Raw genomic sequence first — 23,458 nt, forward strand, 5'->3', positions numbered from 1 at the left:
ATGGCTTTTGAAAGAAGTTTTAAAAAAGTTGACAAGAAAAATGCTTATTCTCAATTGGAGAAGGCAAATCTTTTTGTTAAGGAGCATAAGAAATATGTAAATCCTAAATATAGACTTGTATATCACCTGATGGGAGAATATGGATGGATTAATGATCCAAATGGATTTATATATTTTAATGGGATTTATCATTGTTTTTATCAACATAATCCCTTCAATTCTTGTTGGGGACCAACTTATTGGGGACATGCAATAAGTGAGGATTTGGTTAAATGGCAATATTTACCCATAGCTTTGGCTCCGGATTCGGAATATGATAAAGATGGATGTTTTTCGGGGAGTGCTATTGAAAAGGACGGGAAAATATATATCCTGTATACAGGACATGTCAAGAAGAGTGACGAAGAATATATGCAAACTCAATGTTTAGCATGGTCTACTGATACTATAAATTTTATCAAGTATGAAGGGAATCCTGTAATAGGTCTTGACAAGATTCCAGGGGGAGCAAGTAAAAAGGACTTTAGGGATCCTAAGGTTTTTAAAAGAGGAGATAAATATTATGTGCTTGTTGCGTCTAAGGATTTAAATGGGAAAGGACAAATTTTATTCTATGAATCTCATAATCTTATTGACTGGAATTTTGTTAATATCTTATTTAAGAGCGATATAGATAGGGAACACATATTGGAATGTCCCGATTTTTTTTCAATTGATAATAAAGATGTTTTGATTTTCTCTATTCAGTATATTGAAAATAATAAAGTAGTAAGGAGTGAAACTCGTTATTGTACTGGATTAATAGATTGGAATAAAGGAGTTTTTAATTTGGAATACTGTGATCTGATAGATTATGGTACTCATTTTTATGCTCCTCAAACGACTTTGGGAAAAAATGGTTGTAGAGTAATGATTGCTTGGATGGATGTATGGGAAAGAGAGTTTCCTACCCATAAACTTGGACATAATTGGGCTGGAGCCCTTATCTTGCCAAGAGAAATTTATTTAAAAGGAAACAAATTGTTTTTTAGACCAATAAAAGAAATTGAGAAATATAGAAAGAACGAACAAATTTTTGAAGGGGTTTTAGAAGGTGAACATATAAGACTTCCTCTCGAAGATAATTGTTTTGAGTTAGATATGACTGCGGAGTTTTTTGTAAACACTGAGATGAACTTAGAATTACTTTCAAGGGAAGATTCTGGGAATGACCTAATCAAGTTAACCTTCAAATACTCCTTTGGAGTCTTAGAACTTACTGTGACTATTAGAGATAGTGTCAATAATAATGAAAATCAATCACTTCTTATTGATTCTTTGAGTTCAAGATTAAATTTAAGACTCTTTATGGATAAATCATCCTTAGAGATGTTCATTAACGAAGGGGAGAAAGTCATAACTAAAAGAGTGTATCCATTTAAGAAATATGACTTAATAAATATTAGTTCCCAAAATGCTTGTAAAGTTCGATTAAAAAAATGGAATTTGCAAATCACTTGAGATTAAAAAGAAGACTAAAGATCTTTTTTCAACTAGGTTTTCTTTTAATCAAAGGTCATGGCTCTTTCTTAGGAATTCAATTCATATTTGTTCTTAGTTAAGGAACAATATCGTTTGAGCCTAAGATCTCAAAAGTTTCTGAATAAGTTTTAGAGGTGATTTGAGATATTTATGCCCATTATAGGTTCATATTCTAGGCTAAAAGAGCCAAAATATAAATAGGACAACGATAATTTCTCAACTTTGTCTTGGATCTTTGAAAAATCTCTCATGGTATAGTATAGCTTTTAGTTTGATATGATTTAAAATATCCTTAGGACAAATACTGAAAGGAGGCTAAAAAGGGAATGTTTGATGTTTTAAGGGGGATCATTTCAAAAGTTCCTGCTGATTATGTAGATATCCGATATGAAAAAATGAGTGAAACTAAAATTGTGCTAAACAATAGAGAGATATTTCAGCTTGGCACCAATACAGGGGATGGATTTGTGGTAAGGGTGCTTAAAAACGGTGGATTTTCCTCTATAGCCTTTACTAAGGTTGAAGATGTCGAAAAGGCTATAAAGATTTGTCTTGAAAATGCAGAATTGATTTCAAAAAATTCAAAGAAAAAGGTTAAACTTGCAGAAGTAGAGGTTATTAAAGATACTTTCATTCCTTCTTTAAGGGAGGATCCAAGAAAAGTCTCCATAGATGAGAAACTTGAACTTTTGATGCATTATAACGAAATTCCTTTAAAGTTTGAAAATATTACTACTAATATGCAGTATACAGAAGTTATAAGGGAAAAGTATTTTGTAAGTTCTGAAGGCACAGAGATAAGGGAGGATTTAATAACCACTGGAATAAGGGGAATGATCATAAGTAGAGATGGATCTTTGGTGCAAAACGTAAGGGTAGGGATTGGAGGAAGCGATGGCTTTTATAGGTTAAGAAATAGAGAAGAGGAGTTTGAAAAAAAGACTAAAATTGTTCTTGATCTTTTAAAAGCTGAGCCAGTAAAAGGTGGAGTTTATAACGTTATATTGAATCCCGACATGACGGGAGTTTTTACCCATGAAGCCTTTGGACATTTTTCTGAGGCAGATTTGATAGAAGATAATCTCTCCATGAGAGAAAAAATGAAGATAGGGGCAAAACTTGGCAGTGACATTTTAACCATAATTGACGATCCTACTATACCTAATCAACTTGGATTTTATAAATATGATGATGAAGGGGTGAGAGCAAGAAGAACCTATTTATTAAAAGATGGGGTACTTTCTGGAAGACTTCACTCCAGAAGAACTGCAGCGGAGTTTGGTGAACCCATAACTGGTCATTGTGTGGCTGAAGATTATAGGTATGCTCCTATTGTAAGAATGGGAAATATATTCATTGAGCCTAAGGATAAGTCTTTTGAAGAGCTTTTAGATCTTCTTGGAGATGGCCTTTACATATTAGATGCAAAAGGGGGACAAACATCTGGTGAAAACTTTACCTTTGGAGCTCAATATGCCTTTGAGGTGAAAAATGGAAAGATAGTAAAGATGCTTAGGGATATAAATATTTCAGGTAATCTTTATAAAACTTTAATGGATATTGTGGCTATAGGGAGGGACTTTGAGCTTTCAGAGGTGGGGGGATGTGGTAAAGGACAGCTTAATATAAGGTCTTGTCATGGAGGACCACATATATTGGTTAAGAATGTGGTGATAGGAGGTGTTAAGTAATGCTTGAAAAGTTAGTTGAAATAGGAAAAAAGTATGCTGATGAGGTTGAGATATATCAAGTTAATAATTTCTCCTCAGGAGTTTCCTTTGAAAATGGAGTGTTAAAAGATGTTGAAACCTCAATTCAATCAGGGATATCTTTGAGGATAATTAAAGATGGAAAGTTGGGTTTTTCTTATACTAAGAATCTTCTTGATCCTGAAGGATTTGTTAAGAATGCTATTGACTCATTAAAAGGGGATATAAAGGTAGAGTTTTCTTTTCCTATAGGAAAAGAATTGAAAACCCTTAATACTTATGATCTCGAAATAGAAAATCTCACTAATACCAAGATGGTGGAAGAAGGTCAAAGAATCTCTGATATATTATCTCAGGCTACAAATACTCAAGTTAATGTGGGTTTAGTAAAGTCAGTTTCGGAGATAAGAATAATAAATAGCAATGGGGTAGATTATAGCACTAAAAATTCCTTTTATATGTGCTATGCAGCAGCAATGTATCCTGGATCTTATTCTTCAATTACAAGAGTGGTTGCGGATAAAAAATTCAAGGAGTTTTCAAAGGAAGATTTTGATTATATTACCTTTCTTTATAACAGTTCCAGAAAAGAGGTAAAGCCAAAGAGCGGAAAGATGAAAGTAATGTTTCTTCCTAACACCATGTATGTACTGATATGGAGACTTGTCTATGGTACTAACGGTAAAAATGTGTACGAAAAGACTACTCCATTGATTGATAAGATAGGCAGTCAAATTTTTGATCCAGCAATAAGCATATACAATGATCCTTTTGATGATACTATTCCTGGGTCAAGGGCTTTTGATGATGAAGGAGTAGAAAGCAAAATTCTTCCTATAGTAGAAAATGGAGTTTTAAAGAATTTTTACTATGACCTTTATTATGGGAGCAAGATGGGAGTTGGATCTACAGGAAATGGATATAAAGTCTCTGATTGGGGTGGCGAAATTATTAGGGTAAGACCTACACCATCCCTTGAGCATCTTCATATGAAGCCAGGAGATAAAGATTTTTATGAGATGATTAAGTCTATGGATAAAGGGATAATAGTAGCACAAGCTCTTGGTGCTCATAGCGGAAATATTCCTAATGGAGATTTTTCCATTGGGCTTTCTCCAGGTTTATATGTAGAAAATGGAGAAATTTTGGGACATGTAAAAGATGCAATGGTAGCTGGAAATATTTATGAGGTTATGAGAAATGTGTTAAGTCTTGAAAATAAAACTTATATGGCTAATATGGGAGTTTTTCCATCGGCTATTTTTGAAGATGTTAGTGTAGCCATAAGAGAGTAAAAGGAGGCTTTTAAAAATGATTTATGTTGCAGATTCTAAAAGGTATGAGGTTATGATTTATAGGCGGTGTGGGAAGAGTGGTCTTAAGCTTCCTGCCATATCCTTGGGTTTTTGGCATAATTTTGGATATAATGACTCCTTTGAGAATATGAGAAATATGGTAAGAAAAGCTTTTGATTTAGGAATTACTCATTTTGATCTTGCAAATAACTATGGCCCACCACCTGGATCTGCTGAAGAGAACTTTGGGAGGATTTTAAAGTTTGACTTAAAGCCCTATAGGGATGAAATTGTGATCTCTACAAAGGCAGGATATAAAATGTGGGATGGACCCTATGGAGATTTTGGTAGTAAAAAATACTTGATAGCAAGCCTTGAGCAGAGCCTTAAAAGGATGGGACTTGATTATGTAGATATTTTTTATCATCATAGACCAGATCCTGAAACTCCTATTGAGGAAACCATGGAAGCCCTTTACCAAATTGTAAGACAAGGAAAAGCTCTCTATGTAGGAATTTCTAATTATGGACCTGAAGAGACAAAACTTGCTTATGAAACTTTATCTAAAATGGGAGTAAGGCTTATTGTAAATCAAATTTTGTATAACATGTTTTTTAGAAAACCAGAAGAAAAACTTTTCGGTGTTATGGAAGAGCTGGGTATAGGAGCTACCATATTTTCTCCCCTTGCTCAAGGGCTTCTTACAGAAAAGTATCTTAACGGAATTCCTGAAGATTCTCGGGTAAAAAGATCTGGAATTTTCTTAAAGGAGAGCGATATAACTCCTGAGAAAATTGAAAAGGTTAGAAAACTTTCCCAAATAGCAAAGGAAAGAGGACAAAGTGTAGCTCAACTTGCCATATCTTGGATTTTAAGAAATAATGTGGTCTCTTCAGTAATTATTGGGGCAAGCAAACCCGAGCAGATAGAGGAAAATGTCAAGGCAATTTCCATCTTAAAATTCTCTGAAGAAGAATTAAAGAGAATAGATGAAATTTTAGAATAAATTCTTAAAAAAGGGGGAAGCCTAATAACTTCCCCCCTTTATTTTACTCTTCTACTAACTCCACATTGGCAAGATAAATGGTAGTTGCAATACTTTTCTCACTAACTTTCCCCATATCAAACACTACAATATGTCCATCTTTCTTAGGAGTAAATTCCCATTCAAACTTTTGCATTTCGGTAGTTAAATCAAAAACCTTGCTTTCCACAATTTCCCAAGTTTGATCTTGAATTACTCTAACTTGTAGGTCTCTTGCTGCATCTGCTTTTGCTTCAAAGGTGATTTTGTATTTCTTTCCTGCAGGGATAGGTACATGGGTTCCAAACTGTATATGCCAGAAGGCATCTCCAGGATTTTTAATTTTAACATAAAAAGCTCCATTTTTAGCCCCATATTCTTCAACCTCTGCTGTACCCTGAATCACAATATACCAGTTAGAAGGTGCGGAAAACATCAAATTTTCAGTAAAAACTCCCAGTTTAGTAACATTAATAACCTGGGCTTTTCCTTCGGGAGTGGTTACTTCAACTACACCAGAGGTAGTTTCTTTTTGAGATACTTGAGGAGCACTTGCAAATCCTGCGATAAAAATAATGAAACTAATTAATAATAAAAGAAGATAAAATTTTTTCATAAATAAACCCCCTTTTATGAAATTTTTTTGAAATTAGTTACAAAACATCATAAAAAATTAAATAAAAATACCCTTTTTGTTAATTCACCTCCCTTTTTAGGTTTACCCTTTTAAAGTATATTACGTTTTTAAACTTTCTTCAATCTTATTTTAACAAAATTTTAATTGAGGAAGTAGATTTTTATCTTTAGAATATATCGTGAAAAATATAACGTTAAAAATAGAACGATATGAGGAGAGATTATGAAAAAATTGATTTTAACTCAGGAGATAAGTTGTCAGTATTGTTATAAATGTCTTAGAAATTGTCCCGTTAAGTCCATAATGTTTAATAAAGGTAAATCCTATGTTATTGATGATGAATGTGTATTGTGTGGAGTATGTATAGAGGTATGTCCCCAAAAGGCAAGAACTTATGTAAAAAGCACTCATTTATTAGAAAACTTTAAAGGTAAACCCTTTTTAGTATCCATTGCTCCATCTTTTTTTGCTCATTTTGACGAGCCTTTTAAAGTTATTACTTTTTTGAAAAACTTTGGTGCTGCTGTAGTACAGGAAACGGCTGTAGGGGCAGATATAGTTTCTTACTATTATAAAAAATTTATTCAGGGTAAAAATAAGACAGTTATAACTACTGCTTGTCCAGTGGTTTTTGAACTTGCAGAGAAGTATTATCCCGATGTAATTCCTTATTTAATTCCCTTTCTTTCTCCCATGAATGCCCATGCTCTTTTTATGAAAAAATATTTTGGAGATTTCCCTGTAATCTATTTGGGACCTTGTATAGCTAAAAAACGAGATGGAGAAAACTATGTAGACCTTGTCTTAACCTATGAAGAACTCTCTTTATATATGGATAGAAGTGGGATCAATATAACAGAACTTGAGGAAAGTTTACCTACTCCTCCATATCCTGAGAGAGGAAGAATTTATCCTGTAAGTGGCGGGATAAATTCAACCCTTGATGGATCTTGGGAAAACTACCTTGTAGTTGAGGGGATAGAAAATATCATAAAAGTTTTTGAAAATATCTCTTCCTATGGAGAGGGTTTTGTGATTGAAGCTTCCTCTTGTTTTGGAGGATGTATAAATGGTCCAGCCATAAGAAAGGATATAGGAATATTGGAGAAAAGAAAAAGGATTCTTTCCTACATGGAGAAGTTAAAGGAGATAAATGGGGAAATTATAAAGCCCGAACTTATCAACTTGGATTTAAAGAGAAACTTTTCATCCCAGAAGAAAATTATTGAAATTCCAGAGGAGAGAATAAGAAAGGTTTTAAGAGAGATGGGAAAGGATAACCCTAAGAAGGAGTTAAATTGTGGGGCTTGTGGTTATCCAAGTTGTAGAGATAAAGCCATAGCAGTTATTCTTGGAAAAGCAGAAAAAGAAATGTGTATTACTTATCTTATTGATAAGGTAAGTTCGGTAAGCAGTGCCATAATTGAAGAGTTCCCTAATATTGTCATTATATATAAGGATGGAAAACCCATCTATTTAAATCCAGCAGGAGAAGACTTCTTCTTGAATAAAGAGGCTTTACTGGATTTTATTATTGATGAGATTGAAGAAGGGAAAAATCCCTTGGAGATATATATAGATAATGAAGAATATTACTTCTTTGTAAAAAAATTTAACCTCCCCGATGATAACGGAAAGGTGGCTCTCCTTCTTGATATTACTAATGAGAAAAAGAGGGAAGATGAACTTAACAAATTGAAAAAGGAAAGCGCTGAAAGAATTGAAGAGTTGATTAATCGCCAGATGCTTCTTGCTCAGGAGATTGCAAGTCTTCTTGGAGAATCTATTGCAGAAACCAAGAGTCATTTTGCCCAATTTAGGAAGGTGTTGGAAGAGGATGCTCACCTGTGATGTGAATTTTGCTTTTAAGAGTAAAGAAGGAGAAGAAGTTTGTGGTGATTCTATTAAAATTAAGAGAAGCGAAGATAAGGTAGTGGTTACCGTTTCGGATGGTCTTGGAAGTGGGATAAAGGCAAGTATTCTTTCTACCCTTACTGCTTCTATGACTACTACTATGCTTTTCAATGACATGCCCATGGATGAGGTAATGAAAAGCGTCCTTGCAACTTTGCCAAAATGCAAAGTAAGAGATATTAGTTATGCTAATTTCTGTAGTGTACTTTTCAAAGCCAAAGAAAACACTTGCTATATAGCAGAATATGAATTTCCAGTAGTTCTTTTATTTAGGAAAAATGAATTTATAGATTTTGAAAAGAAAAGACTATTAGTAGAAGATAGAGAGATAAAAGAAAGTTATTTTGTTCCTCAAGATGGAGATCTTCTGTTTGTAATGACCGATGGAGTTTCCCAAGCTGGTCTTGGCACCAGACTTTATCCTCTGGGATTAGGCATTGAAAATATAAAGAGAGAGATCTTCAATCTTACAAGATACAAAGTTCCTCCTAAGGAGATTGTGAACTACCTTATTGAAAAGGCAAAAAGGTTAGATAAGGGGATAAAAGGTGATGATGCTCTTTTATGTGTTTTGTATTTTAGAAGCTTTAATAGGTTAAACATCATGGTAGGTCCACCCTCCGATCCTAATCTTGATGAATACGTAGCTTATAAATTCTTAAACATGCCTGGAAGGAAGGTGATATGTGGGGGTACTACTGCTCAGATAGTAGGGAGGATTATGGGAAGTGAAGTTTCTCTTGATTTAAAAACCGTCTCTGAAGATTCTCCTCCTGTAGGATATATGGAGGGGGTAGATTTAGTAACCGAGGGAATTATCACTCTTACCCAGGTTTTTAGATATCTTGATGGTCAGATAGAGAAGGTAGGTTATGGGGCAAGTCTTATCATTGATCTCATAGAAAAATCCGACGAGATATGTTTTATAGTAGGGAAAGCTATAAACCCTGCTTATCAGAACCCTCTTTTCAGTTATGATATGTCCCTCAAATTCAAGATCGTTAAAGATATTATGGATATTTTGAAGAATAAAGGAAAGATTGTGAAAATTGAAGCTTATTAAAAGGAGGTAGAAAAGTGAAGCTAAAAAGAAATTTTACAAAAGTAGAGGAGATTCTTAAAAAACATGAGTATCGTAAAGACAATTTAATAAAGATCCTTTTAGATATTCAAAAAGAATATCGTTATATTCCAGAGGATGTAATCAACTATATTGGGGTTGCTCTTGATATTCCTCCTGCCAAAATTTATGGTGTTGCTACTTTCTATGCTCAATTTTCCTTAAAGCCAAAAGGTAAATATACCATTCTTGTCTGTGATGGAACTGCATGTCATATGGCAGGATCTACGTCCCTTATAGGAGCTATAAAGGAAGAACTGAATATTGGACCTGGGGAAGTGACAGAAGATTTGATGTTTAGCTTAGATCAAGTAGGATGTCTTGGTGCTTGTGCCCTTGCTCCTGTGATGGTCATAAATGAAGAGGTTTATGGAAATCTTACTCCTGAAAAGGTGAAAGAGATTTTGAAAAATTTAAAAGAAAGGGAGATGAAAAATGCTTAGGAGTATGGATGAAGCTATTCGGTATATTGAAGAAAAGAAGATTGAAAGAAAAAAGAAATTAGAAGATCTTAATGTTTATGTATGTGTGGGAACGGGTTGTGCTGCAAAGGGATCAATAAAGGTCTATGAAGAATTAAGGAGGATTTTTAAAGAAAATAATGTAAAGGCTAATTTACAGAAATTGGAAGAAAAGGAAGAAAGGGTTAGAAAAACAGGGTGTTGTGGTAGATGCTCTTCAGGACCTTGGGTAATAGTTATGCCTTATGGATATTTTTACTCCGAGGTAAAGCCTGAGGATGTAAAGGAGATTTATGAGGAGACAATACTCAAAGGCAGACCTGTGGAAAGACTTCTTTTTACAGATCCTGCAACAGGTGAAAGAGTAGAAAGGCTTGAGGATGCAAAATTCTATAAAGTTCAATCCTTCTATATTATGGAGGATATAGGAAAGTGTGAATGCGATAGTATTGATGACTACATGGGAAGGGGAGGATATCTATCCTTTATTAAAGTCCTCAAAGAGGGAAATCCTGATAATGTTATAAAAACCATTAAAGATTCTGGACTTCGTGGAAGAGGTGGAGCAGGATTTCCCACAGGAGTAAAGTGGGAGATAACCAAAAACAGTAGGGGAGATAAAAAATTTGTGGTATGTAATGGAGATGAGGGAGATCCTGGAGCCTTTATGAATAGGACTCTTTTAGAAAGGGATCCCCATGCAGTATTAGAAGGGATGCTTATTGCAGCATATACTATTGGGGCTCAAAAGGGTTATGCCTATATTAGAGCGGAATATCCTGTAGCGGTAGAGATGTTCCGAAAGGCTATAGAGGATGCAAAGAGATTAGGACTTATAGGAGAAAATATTTTAGGAACTGGTTTTTCTTTTGATATAGAGATAAAAGAGGGAGCGGGAGCTTTTGTATGCGGAGAAGAAACCGCCCTTCTTGCCTCTATTGAGGGAAAAAGAGGAGTTCCTCGTCCTCGTCCACCCTATCCTGCTCAGGCAGGTCTTTGGGGGTATCCAACCCTTATAAATAATGTGGAGACCTATGCCAATGTACCTAAGATCATAAGAGATGGGGCTGAAAATTATAGAAAAAGAGGAGTTCCTAACTCTCCTGGCACTAAGATGTTCTCAGTGACAGGTCCAGTAAAACTTACTGGAATAATAGAAGTGGAGTTTGGGACTACCTTAAGACAGATTGTGTATGAGATATGTGGGGGTCTTACTGGAGACAATGAGTTTAAAGCAGTGCAAATAGGTGGACCTTCAGGGGCATGTCTTTCGGAAGCTTTTCTTGATTTGCCTTTGGATTATGACTCTTTAAAATCTGCTGGAGCTATGGTAGGTTCTGGAGGTATTGTGGTTCTATCAAAGAAAGCCTGTATGGTTGAGGTGGCAAGATTTTTCCTTGATTTTACCAAGAGAGAATCCTGTGGTAAGTGTATTCCATGTCGTGAGGGTTTGATGCAAGCTTATCGTATCCTTGAGAGATTCACACAAGGCAAAGGAACCTATGAGGATTTAGAGAACCTGGAATTTCTTGCAGGTCTTATAAAAACTGCTTCTGCTTGTGGGCTCGGGCAAACAGCTCCAAATCCTATATTAAGTACATTAAGACTGTTTAGAGATGAATATATTGCTCACATCGAAGGGATATGTCCTAGTGGAATGTGCACTGCCTTTAAGAGATATGTTATAAATCCTGAGCTTTGTAAAGGATGTGGGCTTTGTGCGAGATTCTGTCCTCAAAATGCCATCTCTGGTGAAAGAGGAAAACCTTATGTGATTGACCAAGAAAAGTGTGCTAAATGTGGAGTTTGTGTTGAAAAATGTAAATTTAAAGCCATTGAAATTAGGTAAGGAGGAAGATAGTTATGAAGATATTTGTGGATGGAAAAGAAGTAATAATAAAAGATGATGAAAGAAATCTTCTTGAGGCTTTAAAAAATGTAGGTATTGAAATACCAAATCTATGTTATCTTTCGGAGACATCAGTTTACGGGGCTTGTAGGTTATGCCTCGTAGAAGTGGATGGAAAAAGTATAGTTACCTCTTGTAATCTAAAGCCTTATGAAGGAATGGTTGTTAGAACAAATACTCCTGAGATATATGAAATAAGAAAAGGAATTCTTGAACTTCTTCTTGCCTCTCATAATAGAGATTGTACCACCTGTGAGAGGAATGGCAGCTGCAAATTGCAGGAATATGCAGAGGCTTTTGGTATAAGAAAGATAAGATTTGATAATATTCTCAAAGATGGTGGAATGGACAATAAGTCGCCTATAGTAAGGGATAATACAAAATGTATCTTATGTGGTGATTGTGTTAGGGTTTGTGAAGAGGTTCAAGGAGTTGCTGCCATAGATATAGCAGGAAGGGGTTTTCTATCAAAGGTTACTCCTGCCTTTGGGCATAGCCTTTCTGAGGTGGAGTGTGTATATTGTGGGCAGTGTGTTGCTTATTGTCCCACAGGAGCTTTATCTATAAGAAATGATGTTGATAAGCTTTATAAGGTTTTAAAGAGTAAGAAAAAAGTAGTCATAGGAATGATTGCGCCAGCGGTAAGATCTGCTATTCAGGAAGAGTTTAAGTTAGAGTCCGATCTTTTTATTGCAGGAAGGTTAAATACTTTCTTAAAAATGCTTGGATTTTCAAAAGTCTTTGAAGTACCTTTTGGGGCGGATCTTGTGGCTTATGAAGAGGCTCATGAGTTTCTTAATAGATTAGAAAAAGGAGAAAAACTTCCTCAGTTTACTTCTTGTTGTCCTGCATGGGTTAAATATGTGGAGGAATTTTATCCTTCATATATTGATAATCTATCCACGGTAAGATCGCCCCAACAGGCTATGGGAAGTGTCATAAAAGAGATTTATTCTAAGGAAATAGGAGTTTCCAAAGAGGATATTTATTTAGTATCCATAATGCCTTGTACTGCTAAAAAGTTTGAGGCTGAAAGGGAAGAACATAAAGGGGTAGTTGACTTAGTAATTACTACTAAAGAGCTTGCCCAAATGATTAAGGCAAGTGGTATTGATATATCCTCTACAAAGCCTGAGCCCTTTGACAAACCCTTTAACCTTTACTCTCAAGGAGGACTTGATTTTGGAAAGACAGGAGGAGTTCTTGGGACAGTTCTTGCAGTAATAAATCACAAAGTAAAGGTTAAAAATGTGAAAGAGGAAGAGATAGATAAGGGGATAAGGCTCTTTAATGTGGAACTCGCCGATGGAAGAAATATAAAAGCTATGGCTGTACATAGCTTGGGTAAGGCAAAAAGAGTTTTAAAGGATATAAAGGAAGGGATACTTGATGTGGATATAATAGAGGTTATGGCATGTAGTTTTGGTTGTATTGGGGGAGGTGGACAACCTTATCCTAATGACAGCAAAATAAGGCAAAAGAGAGCAAAGATACTTTCTGATATGGTAAATATAAATCCTATAGCATCGCCTCAAGAAAATCCATATCTTATGGAGCTTTATGAAAAATATTTAGAGCATCCTTTAAGTCACAAAACTCATGAAATCCTTCATACATCCTACTCTCCCAAAAGGAGAGTTCCAGAACAAGATATAGAAATTCTCCCACTTCCTATTCCAGAAGAAGAGAAGGTTAAAGTAAGAGTATGTCTTGGAACATCCTGTTATCTCAAGGGTTCTTATAAAATTCTTTCTGATCTTATTGAAATTGTAAGAAAGGAAGAATGGGCTAAAAATATAGAAGTAGTAGGTACTTTTTGTACTGAAAATTGTAGTAATGCTCCTAATGTACTCATAGATGATATACTTATAAGTGGGGCTGATACTAATAAAGTAAAGGAGATGTTGAGGGAGTATGTCAGGAGAAAACAGGAAGGAGTATCTGATGTTTCCTAAGGCAACTCTTGAAAGGCTTAAGCTTTATCATAGACTTCTCTCTGAGGAGAAAGAAGAATACATATCGTCGGAAGAGATTGGGGGAAGACTTGGCATTCCTCCAGAGCAGGTAAGAAAAGACCTATCATATCTTGAGTATAAAGGAAAACCAAAGGTGGGATATCACGTCAAAAGTCTCTTGGATGAGCTTAATAGACTCTTTGGGTTGGACAAAAAAGTCAAGGTAATAATAGTTGGGGCAGGAAACTTAGGTACTGCTCTTACCAATTATCCTGGCTTTTCTAATTACAATATTGAAATAGTGGGAATATTTGACAAAGATCCCGCAAAAATTGGCAAAAAAGTTGGCGATCTTGTGGTTTTGCCAATGGAATATTTGGAAAGGGTCATAAAAAGATTTAATGTGGAGATTGGAGCAATATGTGTGCCTAAGGAATCAGCACAAGAGGTAGCAAACCTCCTTGTGGAAAATGGGATAAAAGCCATATGGAATTTTGCTCCTGCCTTGATAAGTGTCCCTGAATATGTAATAGTAAGGAATGAGGACATTACCTTAGGGCTTCTTTCTTTAAAGCATATGCTTGAGGTAAAAAATACTCAATCTAAGCAAGGTTAAAAATTCGATCTGCAATTTCTCTCTCTTCTTCCTCCTGGTGGCTTACCATCAGGAGGGTTATTTTTCTATCTTTTAGGTGATCTTTTAAAACTTCCTTTACTCTTTTTTTTCTCTCTGGATCGAGAGATTTAAAAGGCTCGTCTAAGATAAGCAAATTGTGGGGTATAGAGAGGGCTCTTACAAAGGAAAAAATTTGTTGATATCCCCCACTAATTTCTGAGGGGTAGAGGTGAAAAAAATCTCTTAGGGAAAAATATTCTATTAAATTTTTTAATATTTCTTTGTCTCTGACAAAAAGTTCTAAATTTTCCATCATGGAGAGCCATGGAAAGAAGACTACATTTTGAAATTGAAAAGATATCTGAGGCTTTACCAAAAAGTCAATACTTCCTTCATCGGGAAGAATAATTCCTGCAATAATTTTAAGTAGTGTGGTTTTTCCTACACCATTTGGTCCCTTTATTATTACTCTTTCTCCTTTGTAAACCTCCATAAAGACACCATCAAGGACCTTCTTTTCATCAAAGCTCTTTTTTATATTATTAACCCTCAGAAAAACCATAGTTTTTGTCTCCTTTTAAAATCCCAGATTTTATAAATATTAGTTCAAGAATTTTGCTTAAGATAAATAAAATCACTGCGTAAGCATAAACCTCTTCAATATTTAGAAAGGCCTTTGCATAGCTTAAAAGAAACCCAATTCCACTTTCTCCTGATAAAAACTCTGCCATTGCGGTTATTTTTAAAGAGGAAATTGTTGAATTTGCAAGGTTAGGAAGTATAAAAGGCTTAAGGTATGGGATTAAAAATTTTATTAAGTAATTTTTTCTACTTATGGGATATATTTTAAAAAGTTCAAGGTATTCCTTAGGAATATTATTTATAGCATTATAAGTAACAAGATAAAAATTGGGGAAGAGAACTATAAATACAGTAAATATTATAGTTTTATTCCCAAAACCAAACCAGAAAAGGGCTATGGTGATCCATACAATCAATGGATTGCTCTGAAAAATATCAATGATATTTCTTATAGTACTATAAAAAAACTTATTCTTAATATATCCAAGAAGAAAACCTGAAAAGAGAGCAATAAAAAGCCCTAATGTTGATCTTATGAAGGTTATAAAAAGATGGCTATAGAAATCTTTATGTTTAAAAAGATCTAAAACCTTATAAAGTACCTTATGGGGAGGGGGAAGAATAAGGTTAGAGTTTATGATAGTCCCCATAAGGTACCATATAATAATAAAGGATATCCAAAAAATTAATTTAAAGAGTAAAGAATTTCTCATCAGGAATATTTCCTATGGTCTGGGGATTTTTTTCGTATATAAATTCTAAGTACTTTATTAACTCATTTTTTATTGAAATTCCTTGATATAAAAAAGAAAGTCTTTTAAGAGAAAGCTCTATGATTTTCTTATCCAATTTTAAGATCTCCGATGCCTTTTCTATATAGTCCTTAGGGTCCTGAGAGAATTTCTTAAAGTTTTCTCTAAATATGGAATCAATTTTTTGAGCTTCTTTTTTATCTATATTTCCCCTTACTGCTATAGAGGTTATAGGAAGAAATCTTCCCTTGGAGATTTCTCTATAAACCCTTTGAATATCAAGAATAATTCTTCCTCCATTATTTACACCCATGGATACATAAGGCTCTGGAAGTAGGGCATTGTTTACTTTTCCTGCTATAAATAAAGATGTGATCTCTTGAGGAGTAGAATAATAGAGATTAATTTTATCTTTTAGATTTCTTTCTTGTAAATAGATGTTAAAAATTATATCTTGAGTAGATCCCTTTTGGGCAATGTAAAGGTTATCTCCGATAATCTCATTAAATCTTTTAGCTTTGTTGCTTATCAAATAAAAGGAGGCAAAATTAAAGGTAGAAAGATATTTTATATTAACTCCCTTATTATATAAATTAACTAAGGTAGTAAAGGGTGCGATTATTACATCATATTTATTATCCCTTGCTTTTACCACGAGTTCGTCTAAAGTTCTCCATATGGTAAAGTTAAAATCAGGATTTTCCGAAATCATAGTAGAAAAGGGAATAATAGTTGGTCCTAAAGGTATTAATACTTCAATCTTTTTATTTTGAGAAAAGATTGGATTCATAATGATGAGTAGAGCAAGCATTATTAATATGAATACTTTCTTTTTCATCTTTTCACCTCCTATAAATCGTTAATTATTTCACGATAAATTATAGCAAATAAATTTTTAAAACATGTTAAACTTTAACCTTTATTTTTCTTTTGATATAATTACTTTTGTTTATGGATGGAAATAATATTGTTCAAAGGATAAAAAGAATATTTATAAAGCAAAGTGTTACTGAGGCAGCAATTCTCATTACCCTTCTTGCTGCAATAAGTAGGGTTATGGGATTTTTAAGAGAAATGATGATTGCTGCCTTTTTTGGTGCGAAAAAGCTCACCGATAGTTTTGTAGTAGCACAGGCAGTACCAGGAGTTCTTGCAGGACTTGTTTCAGGGGCTTTGTCCTCAGTATTCGTCCCTCTTTATGCAGAGTGGAAAGAGAAAAGAGGTAAAGAAGAAGCAGAAAGATTTGCCTCTATATTAGTTTCAGATCTATTTGTAATCCTTCTTGGGGTTACCATTTTTTCCTACGTCATTTCCCCTTTAATAGTTGAAATTCTTGCTCCAGGATTTTCTCAAGAGACAAGAAGATTAACCCTTGATTTTACCTATATAATGCTTCCTGGAATTATTTTCTGGGGTACTTATGGTCTTATTACGGGCTTATATAACTCTAAAAAGAGTTTTGTGATTCCAAATTTGGCTGGTGTTCTCGGAAATGTAATTTTTATAGTTTCAATCTTCTTTCTTCATAATGTCTTTGGGGCTTATATTCTTCCTTGGGGATATCTTGCTAATGTAGTTGTTCAATATATTTTGTTACTTCCTTTTCTGAGGAGGATAGGAGTAAGAATAAATTGGGAACTTAATTTTAAATATGATGGACTAAAAAGGGCTCTAATCCTTATAGGACCTATTTTTCTTGGACAGAGTGTGGGAATCTTAAATATGGCTGTGGATAGAATTTTTGGATCTTTCCTTCCCGAAGGAAGTATATCTGCATTAAATTATGCAAGCAGGCTTTATCAACTTCCTATAAATCTTTTTGTAAATGCCCTTGCCACTGCCATATATACCGATCTTGCCTTTCAGGCTCAAAGTGATGATTTGGATCAGTTCAAAAACTCTCTTAATAAAAGTTTAAGAGCAGGGCTCTTCTTTTTAATTCCAGCTTCCTTGGGACTTATACTTCTTGCCAAACCCATTGTTCAACTTGCTTTTGAAAGAGGAGCCTTTGATGCTCTTGCCACAAAAAGAACCTCAGAAGCCCTTATATTTTACTCCTTGGGTTTGACTTTTATGAGTATTAATATCATCATTGTAAGAGGATTTTATGCCTTACATGATACAAGAACTCCTACGATGAATTCTATAATTGCTCTTTTATCAAATATTGTTTTAAATGCCATATTTATAAAACCTCTTGCTCATATGGGGCTTGCCCTTGCCACATCCCTTGCATCTTTAATTTCCACTATCCTTTTAGTAAGGTCTTTAGAAAATAAAGTCCCAGGTATATTTTCAAAAAATCTCCTCTCTAATACTCTTAAATTTACCTTAGGAGGTGTATTTATAAGCCTTCTTGCTCTTTTATCTTTTAATTTTATTTACAGCCATATTTCCCGTGGACAATTAGGACTTGCTGTTTCTTTACTTATATCTGTAATTATAGCTTTAGTGGTTTATCTCCTCCTTGGACTTAGGTGGGGCGTTGAGGAAGCAAAAAGGATATTTGGTATTATAAGAAAAAATATAGAATTAATTGCTCATTTGATTAGATAATTTTATAAGGATTTTTTCAAAAGGGGAGAGAGGGTGTGAGTAAGAGGTATATGGCTGTTTTTATATCCTTTGCATTATGTATTATGTTTACCGTTATTTCTAATGTGAGTTTTAAACTTTCAGTGCAAAATAAAGATCTTAAGAACTTTATCTTTTGGCAGGTAATAGGCAACTTAACTGGGTTTTTCTCGGTTATTGCTTATACCTATCTCCTTACATTGGTACCTTTTTATATAGGCTATGCTTTAACTACTGCTTTTGGGCAAATTTTTGTTCAAGTTTTTGGAGCAAAGTGGTTTTTCAAAGAGGAGATATTGCCTTCTCAATGGATTGGAATAATCCTCATAATGATTGGAACTCTTTTCCTTGTTAAGACTAAATGATGGGAAAATTATTTCGTTTCATAATAATAAATTTTGATCATTTCTTGAGCAAAATTCAAGGAGTGAAGATTTTTACTGATAATCCTGAATGTATTTTAAGGTATAAATTGGTAAGAAAAAAGAGCAAAACTTTTGTTGAGCTTCATCTTTGGAATGAACATCTACCTCAAATACCTTCGGAAGGTATAGATCTTTTTTGGGGAAAAAGATTTCAGAGATTATTTTTTAATTCTTTAAAGGAGCTTTTAGATTTTGTAGAGAGATCTTCTTTTAGTGATGTGGAATGGTTTATGGGAGAAATTGCCTTTTTCTTTAAAAATCAAGATAAGGTAGTAAGGTTCTTGAAAAAATTGGGATTTATGGTCTATCCAATAGAAGGTAGGAATATTTTTCAAAGATTTTTTATTTTTCTCAAAAATGGATATAGCTTTTGTTTAATTTATGCCTATAATCCTAATAGTTTGCGAGGAAAAGATTTTTTCTCAAGAAAAAGATATCAATTATGGATTGAAAAAGATAAAATAAGGAGTGTATATGAAGAGGCTAAAAAAGTATATAAAACATAATTTGCACTTTTTTATATCTGCCATATTTTGTGCTGTTTTTGCCCTTTCCCTTGATATGTTTAATCCTAAAATTGTGGAGATGATTATAGATAGAGTAATTTTGAAAAATAACATGGATCTTCTTCCACGTCTTCTTTTATTTATGGCCTTAATTACCTTTTCTCGGGTTGTTCTGGGCTATTTTAAGGAATATTTTATGGATCTTGGGGGATCAAGGCTTGCCTACGAATTAAGGGTGGATCTTTTTGAACATTTGCAAAAACTTCCTTTCTCTTTCTTTGATAGGATAAATACAGGAGAGCTTATGTCAAGGATAAAGGAAGATATTGATAATATATGGTTTACTTTTGGTTTTGGCTTAGTCTTTTTTATAGAACAACTCTTTTATTTTCTAATTGCAAGTGTTATTTTGTTTTCCATAAACTGGAGATTAACTCTCATAGTTCTTACCCTTGTGCCCTTTATAGGATATATAGCCTATAAACTTGAGAGGGAGAATGATGAAATTTATGGAGAGATATCCGATCAGGGAGTAAGATTAAATACTACTGCTCAAGAGGATATAGCTGGAATAAGGGTGGTTAAGTCTTTTGGTAGGGAAAAGTATGAGATAGGGAAATTTTTTGAAGAGAATAGAAAAATTTTTGAGTTGAACGTGAAACAGGCAAAGATATTTGCCAAGTATTTTCCATGGATGGATTTTATTACTAATATATCTATTGCCCTTGCTATAACTCTTGGAGGTTTATGGGTTATAGGAGAAAAAATGTCCATTGGTACTTTAGTAGCTTATTCAGGATATGTTTCTATGATTGTTTGGCCTGTAAGGCTTGGAGGATGGATTGTTAACATGCTTGCTCAGTGTGTTGCTTCTTTGAAAAAGATTGAAAGGCTATTTAGGGAAAAACCAGAAAAAGAGGTCATAAAGGAAAGGGTAGAAATCAAAGAAATAAGAGGGGAGATTATCTTTAAAAATGTTTCTTTTAAATATAAAGATGAGTATGTATTAAAAAATATAAGTTTTCATGTAAAGCCAGGAGAAACTCTTGCCATAATGGGACTTACGGGATCTGGTAAAACCACCATAGTAAATCTCATTGGAAGATTTTACGAGCCTTGGGAAGGAGAAATATTAATTGATGGGGTGGATATTAGAAAGATAAAACTTGAGAGTTTGCGAAGGCAAGTTGCAGTAATGTTTCAGGATACTTTTCTCTTTTCAGGAAGTATAATGGAAAATATAAGGTATGGAAGACTTTCTGCTTCAGATGAAGAAGTAATCAATACCGCGAGGGAGGTCTATGCTCACGATTTTGTAGTGTCCTTAGAAAAGGGCTACGATACAAGAGTGCAAGAGAGGGGACTTAGACTTTCCACAGGACAAAGGCAACTTGTTTCCCTTGCAAGAACTCTTATTGCAAACCCCAAAATTCTCATTCTTGACGAGGCTACCGCAAGTATTGATACCCATACAGAGAGACTTCTTCAGAAAGGAATTGAGAAACTACTACAGGGAAGAACATCCTTTATTATTGCTCATAGACTTTCTACCATTCAAAATGCTGATAGAATTTTTGTCATAGAAAACGGAAAAATAGTGGAAGAGGGAAATCATGAAGAACTTATGAAAAAGAGAGGCATTTACTATAACATGTTTATATCTCAATTTAAGCTTTGGAGTGAAGAGAAGGAAATTGTCTCTTAAAAAAAATAAAACCCCCTGAGAGGGGGGACTCAGGGGGAGGGGGTGAGAGGGGGAGGTGTCTTTGCTTACTTATTTATTTTTTACACTTTTTTAGACTTTCAAACTTTATTTTTTATTCCAAACTTTTTTATTTTTTCCTTTTATATTTCCGTCAACTTTCGTTAAGTAAGATATCAAATATTAATAGGGGTGTCAATAAATTGGAGTTAAAGTTATATTAAATATTTTAAAAAATTGTTAACAACTATAAATTAAGACCCATAAGCTGTAGAATTAATACAATCTGACCCGCATGATAACAATCATGGCTTATTATACCATAAAGATTGTCCTCTAAAGTTCCGTATTCGCCTAAACTTTTGTCCAGATCTTCATCGGTTTTGCCCTTTAAAATTTCTATAAGCTTATTATGAACTTCTTCCAATTTTTTAACAGTGTTTTTCCAAGCCTCCTCCGAGGTATCATCAGGGGTTTTAAAATCATCCTCAGATGGAATTTCCTTACCTTCTAAGATGTTTATTAAATACTCTTTCCCAAAGATTAAATGATTCACAATTTCCCAAATGCTGTGTATATTTTATAATACATCCATAACCGAATGAGACCAAAGACCCGCATCCCTCTTAAAGGCATCATTCATATACTTTATGATCCTCTCAATTCTCGTAGCCATTTTTCAAACCTTCCTTTGGAGTTTTATACACAAAATCCTTTGTTAATAGTTTAGCATGTATGGCTTAGTAATTGTTTTAAAATTTTATTTTTTGTAAAATATTAAATCATGAAGAGGGAAATATTTCTTTTAAAGCTCTTCTTTTTTATATATTTTTCTGCATGGGTATTTATTTTCTCCTTTATCCCTGTGTATTTGAGAGAAGTTAAAAATTTTTCCATAGGAATGATTGGAGTTTTATCTGCTATTTCTTCTCTTTCGGGTGCCCTTTTTCAAGTTTATATAGGATATCTTTCTGATAAATTTGGTAAAAGAAAGCCTTTTATTCTCATAGGTTTTATTGTACTTATATTGATATATACTTTTATCTTTCCATCTTTAAAAAATTTTTGGTCCTTTCTAATAGTCTATTTTATTGTAGGAATATTTACAAGCACTATCACTACTATGGCGAATGTCCTTGTTATGGATTACGCAGTGTCAGAGAGAACAGGCTCTCATTATGCCTCCATAAGGATATGGGGAAGTATAGGATTTCTTCTGGTTATGCTTGCAACAGGATTTTATCCAAAATTGGTGGAACCTAAGGTAATGTTTTTGATGATTGGCTTAATATACCTATTGGGATTTATTTTAAGTATTGTAATAAAAGAGTCTCCTGTTAAGACTGGCATCTCTAAAGTGGATTTTAGAAGTGTAAAAAAAATAATATTAAAGCCTGAAGTAAGGAACTTTTTAATCTTTTATGTGATTTATTTTATTGCTCTCTTGGGAGCATCCTCCAATGTTAACCTGTTAATAAGATCCTTGGGTGGAGAAAGTAAGCATATAAGTTTTGCTTATTCTGCAAGTTCTTTTTCAGAGATCCCCTTTATGCTTATTTGGGGTTATCTGTCAGACAAGTTGGGAAGAAAACCCATACTTATATTCACTTCTATTGCTCTTCCTATAAGAATTTTTCTATATACTTTAACTAACAATCCATGGCATATCATTCTTATTCAATTTATGCATTCCTTAACTTTTGCAGTAATAGGGACCATACCTATTGTTTATATGAATGATCTGGTGCCTCCTGAGGAAAGAGCAACAGCTCAAGGACTATTAGGCATGGCTATGGCACTTTCATCTACTTTAGGTCCTGCTATTTCAGGATTTGTAGCTGATCTTTTTGGACTTCCTGGAATGTATCGCTTTTTAACCTTTGTATCTCTAATCTCTACAGTACTTGCTATAACTTCTTTAAAGGAGTCAAAAAATAGGGTGTCCTCTTAAATCTGAGGACACCCTACCAAGATTTTTCTTTTTTTACTTTTCTACTTTGTTAATTTCTTATGGCAGAACCACCAGTCAAAGCATTCAATTTCACCTTTCTTAGCTGCTTCAAGTCTTGCTTTAACAGTCTCCACATCACCTGCAGGAGGAATAATTACATGATCCTTTCCTACTACTTCACTGTCGGGCCATTGAGCTGGAGTTGCTACTCCATATTTATCGGTAACTTGTAGTGCCTCTACTGCTCTCAAAATCTCGTCAATATTTCTTCCTACCTCTTGTGGATAGTAGAGGATAAGCCTTACTATGCCCTTGTCATCTACCACAAATACTGCTCTTACTGTGTTGGTTCCTTTTCCAGGGTGAATTAATCCGAGCTTTTCTGCTACCTTTCCTGTATCATCAGCAATAATTGGAAATTCAATTTCTACTCCTAATTTTTCCTTAATCCATTCTACCCACTTAATATGGCTAAATACTTGGTCAATACTAAGCCCAATAAGCTCGGTATTTAGAGCTCTAAACTTATCATATCTCTTTTGAAAGGCTACAAATTCAGTGGTACATACAGGTGTAAAGTCTGCAGGATGGCTAAAAAGTACGAACCATTTTCCTTTGTAGTCATTAGGAAGAACTTTCTCACCATGGGTAGTTTTAACTTTCATCTCTGGAAAAGGCTCTCCTAAAAGGGGAATTCCTTTTCTCTCTAAATTTTCCATTTTTATCCACCTCCTAATAAAAATTATTATTATTTAGAATTATTATTATTTTCAAGTATATATTACCATAAATGAAAAATTTTTGC

At 34.1% G+C, this 23,458-nt stretch carries 21 protein-coding genes; 15 read left to right on the forward strand and 6 right to left on the reverse strand.

The window, feature by feature from the left end; genetic code table 11:
* From ACP5QL_RS06820 to ACP5QL_RS06835, 4 genes are all read left to right on the forward strand, one after another.
* Window positions 1–1,500: a glycoside hydrolase family 32 protein gene (locus ACP5QL_RS06820; RefSeq protein WP_273333233.1), complete on the forward strand. Its 1,500-nt coding sequence runs from the start codon at window positions 1–3 to the stop codon at window positions 1,498–1,500.
* 347 nt (window positions 1,501–1,847) lie between these two features.
* A complete protein-coding gene (locus ACP5QL_RS06825) occupies window positions 1,848–3,212 on the forward strand; it encodes a TldD/PmbA family protein (RefSeq protein WP_012582927.1) in 1,365 nt (454 codons plus the stop codon).
* Entirely contained in the window at window positions 3,212–4,525 is a 1,314-nt protein-coding gene (locus ACP5QL_RS06830) for a TldD/PmbA family protein (RefSeq protein WP_012582928.1), read from the forward strand. The genes ACP5QL_RS06825 and ACP5QL_RS06830 overlap by 1 nt, the downstream gene beginning before the upstream one ends.
* A 16-nt stretch (window positions 4,526–4,541) precedes the next feature.
* Complete coding sequence (locus tag ACP5QL_RS06835; protein WP_012582929.1) at window positions 4,542–5,531, forward strand: aldo/keto reductase; 990 nt, start codon at window positions 4,542–4,544, stop codon at window positions 5,529–5,531.
* 43 nt (window positions 5,532–5,574) lie between these two features.
* On the opposite strand, the gene ACP5QL_RS06840 is transcribed toward ACP5QL_RS06835, so the two are convergent.
* Window positions 5,575–6,165, reverse strand: coding sequence for a carbohydrate binding domain-containing protein (locus ACP5QL_RS06840; RefSeq protein ID WP_272995724.1), 591 nt, complete (start codon window positions 6,163–6,165; stop codon window positions 5,575–5,577).
* Between the two features lie 243 nt (window positions 6,166–6,408).
* On the opposite strand from ACP5QL_RS06840, the gene ACP5QL_RS06845 reads away from it, so the two are divergent.
* The 6 genes from ACP5QL_RS06845 to ACP5QL_RS06870 are packed head-to-tail and all read left to right on the forward strand — an operon-like array spanning window position 6,409 to window position 14,161.
* The gene (locus ACP5QL_RS06845) at window positions 6,409–8,037 is read left to right on the forward strand and encodes a [Fe-Fe] hydrogenase large subunit C-terminal domain-containing protein (protein WP_428126349.1); all 1,629 of its coding nucleotides are present in this window, start codon (window positions 6,409–6,411) and stop codon (window positions 8,035–8,037) included.
* Window positions 8,024–9,163: a SpoIIE family protein phosphatase gene (locus ACP5QL_RS06850; protein ID WP_012582932.1), complete on the forward strand. Its 1,140-nt coding sequence runs from the start codon at window positions 8,024–8,026 to the stop codon at window positions 9,161–9,163. The genes ACP5QL_RS06845 and ACP5QL_RS06850 overlap by 14 nt, the downstream gene beginning before the upstream one ends.
* A gap of 14 nt (window positions 9,164–9,177) precedes the next feature.
* Window positions 9,178–9,663, forward strand: a complete 486-nt coding sequence (nuoE, locus tag ACP5QL_RS06855) for an NADH-quinone oxidoreductase subunit NuoE (protein WP_012582933.1) — start codon at window positions 9,178–9,180, stop codon at window positions 9,661–9,663.
* Complete coding sequence (locus ACP5QL_RS06860) at window positions 9,656–11,530, forward strand: NADH-quinone oxidoreductase subunit NuoF (RefSeq protein ID WP_273333244.1); 1,875 nt, start codon at window positions 9,656–9,658, stop codon at window positions 11,528–11,530. The genes nuoE and ACP5QL_RS06860 overlap by 8 nt, the downstream gene beginning before the upstream one ends.
* A 14-nt stretch (window positions 11,531–11,544) precedes the next feature.
* Complete coding sequence (locus tag ACP5QL_RS06865; protein WP_428126354.1) at window positions 11,545–13,545, forward strand: [FeFe] hydrogenase, group A; 2,001 nt, start codon at window positions 11,545–11,547, stop codon at window positions 13,543–13,545.
* Window positions 13,505–14,161 carry a redox-sensing transcriptional repressor Rex gene (locus tag ACP5QL_RS06870; protein ID WP_242603737.1) on the forward strand — a complete coding sequence of 219 codons (657 nt, stop codon included), beginning with the start codon at window positions 13,505–13,507 and terminating at the stop codon, window positions 14,159–14,161. The genes ACP5QL_RS06865 and ACP5QL_RS06870 overlap by 41 nt, the downstream gene beginning before the upstream one ends.
* On the opposite strand, the gene ACP5QL_RS06875 is transcribed toward ACP5QL_RS06870, so the two are convergent.
* The 3 genes from ACP5QL_RS06875 to ACP5QL_RS06885 are packed head-to-tail and all read right to left on the reverse strand — an operon-like array spanning window position 14,148 to window position 16,333.
* Window positions 14,148–14,723, reverse strand: a complete 576-nt coding sequence (locus ACP5QL_RS06875) for an ATP-binding cassette domain-containing protein (protein WP_012582937.1) — start codon at window positions 14,721–14,723, stop codon at window positions 14,148–14,150. The genes ACP5QL_RS06870 and ACP5QL_RS06875 overlap by 14 nt on opposite strands.
* Entirely contained in the window at window positions 14,704–15,456 is a 753-nt protein-coding gene (locus ACP5QL_RS06880) for an ABC transporter permease (RefSeq protein WP_012582938.1), read from the reverse strand. Before ACP5QL_RS06880 ends, ACP5QL_RS06875 begins: the two co-directional genes overlap by 20 nt.
* Window positions 15,434–16,333, reverse strand: a complete 900-nt coding sequence (locus tag ACP5QL_RS06885) for an ABC transporter substrate-binding protein (RefSeq protein ID WP_012582939.1) — start codon at window positions 16,331–16,333, stop codon at window positions 15,434–15,436. The genes ACP5QL_RS06880 and ACP5QL_RS06885 overlap by 23 nt, the downstream gene beginning before the upstream one ends.
* Before the next feature lie 113 nt (window positions 16,334–16,446).
* Here ACP5QL_RS06885 and murJ point away from each other — a divergent pair, with 113 nt between their 5' ends.
* Genes murJ through ACP5QL_RS06905 form a run of 4 tightly spaced genes read left to right on the forward strand, consistent with a single transcriptional unit; the run spans window position 16,447 to window position 20,705 of the window.
* Entirely contained in the window at window positions 16,447–18,051 is a 1,605-nt protein-coding gene (murJ, locus tag ACP5QL_RS06890) for a murein biosynthesis integral membrane protein MurJ (RefSeq protein WP_428126361.1), read from the forward strand.
* Between the two features lie 35 nt (window positions 18,052–18,086).
* Window positions 18,087–18,434, forward strand: a complete 348-nt coding sequence (locus ACP5QL_RS06895; protein WP_164930998.1) for an SMR family transporter — start codon at window positions 18,087–18,089, stop codon at window positions 18,432–18,434.
* Window positions 18,431–19,000, forward strand: a complete 570-nt coding sequence (locus ACP5QL_RS06900; protein ID WP_012582942.1) for a hypothetical protein — start codon at window positions 18,431–18,433, stop codon at window positions 18,998–19,000. Before ACP5QL_RS06895 ends, ACP5QL_RS06900 begins: the two co-directional genes overlap by 4 nt.
* On the forward strand, window positions 18,969–20,705 hold the full coding sequence (locus ACP5QL_RS06905; protein WP_428126365.1) for an ABC transporter ATP-binding protein: 1,737 nt from the start codon (window positions 18,969–18,971) through the stop codon (window positions 20,703–20,705). Before ACP5QL_RS06900 ends, ACP5QL_RS06905 begins: the two co-directional genes overlap by 32 nt.
* Window positions 20,706–20,949: 244 nt before the next feature.
* On the opposite strand, the gene ACP5QL_RS06910 is transcribed toward ACP5QL_RS06905, so the two are convergent.
* A complete protein-coding gene (locus ACP5QL_RS06910; RefSeq protein WP_337955237.1) occupies window positions 20,950–21,279 on the reverse strand; it encodes a DinB family protein in 330 nt (109 codons plus the stop codon).
* Between the two features lie 207 nt (window positions 21,280–21,486).
* On the opposite strand from ACP5QL_RS06910, the gene ACP5QL_RS06915 reads away from it, so the two are divergent.
* Window positions 21,487–22,653: an MFS transporter gene (locus tag ACP5QL_RS06915; protein WP_272995464.1), complete on the forward strand. Its 1,167-nt coding sequence runs from the start codon at window positions 21,487–21,489 to the stop codon at window positions 22,651–22,653.
* Window positions 22,654–22,694: 41 nt separating this feature from the next.
* Here ACP5QL_RS06915 and ACP5QL_RS06920 read toward each other — a convergent pair whose 3' ends face one another.
* A complete protein-coding gene (locus tag ACP5QL_RS06920) occupies window positions 22,695–23,372 on the reverse strand; it encodes a peroxiredoxin (protein WP_012582946.1) in 678 nt (225 codons plus the stop codon).
* Window positions 23,373–23,458 lie beyond the last annotated feature (86 nt).

Origin of the sequence: Dictyoglomus sp., from assembly GCF_049968615.1 — a bacterium.
In the GTDB taxonomy this organism is placed as follows: Bacteria; Dictyoglomota; Dictyoglomia; order Dictyoglomales; family Dictyoglomaceae; genus Dictyoglomus; species Dictyoglomus turgidum.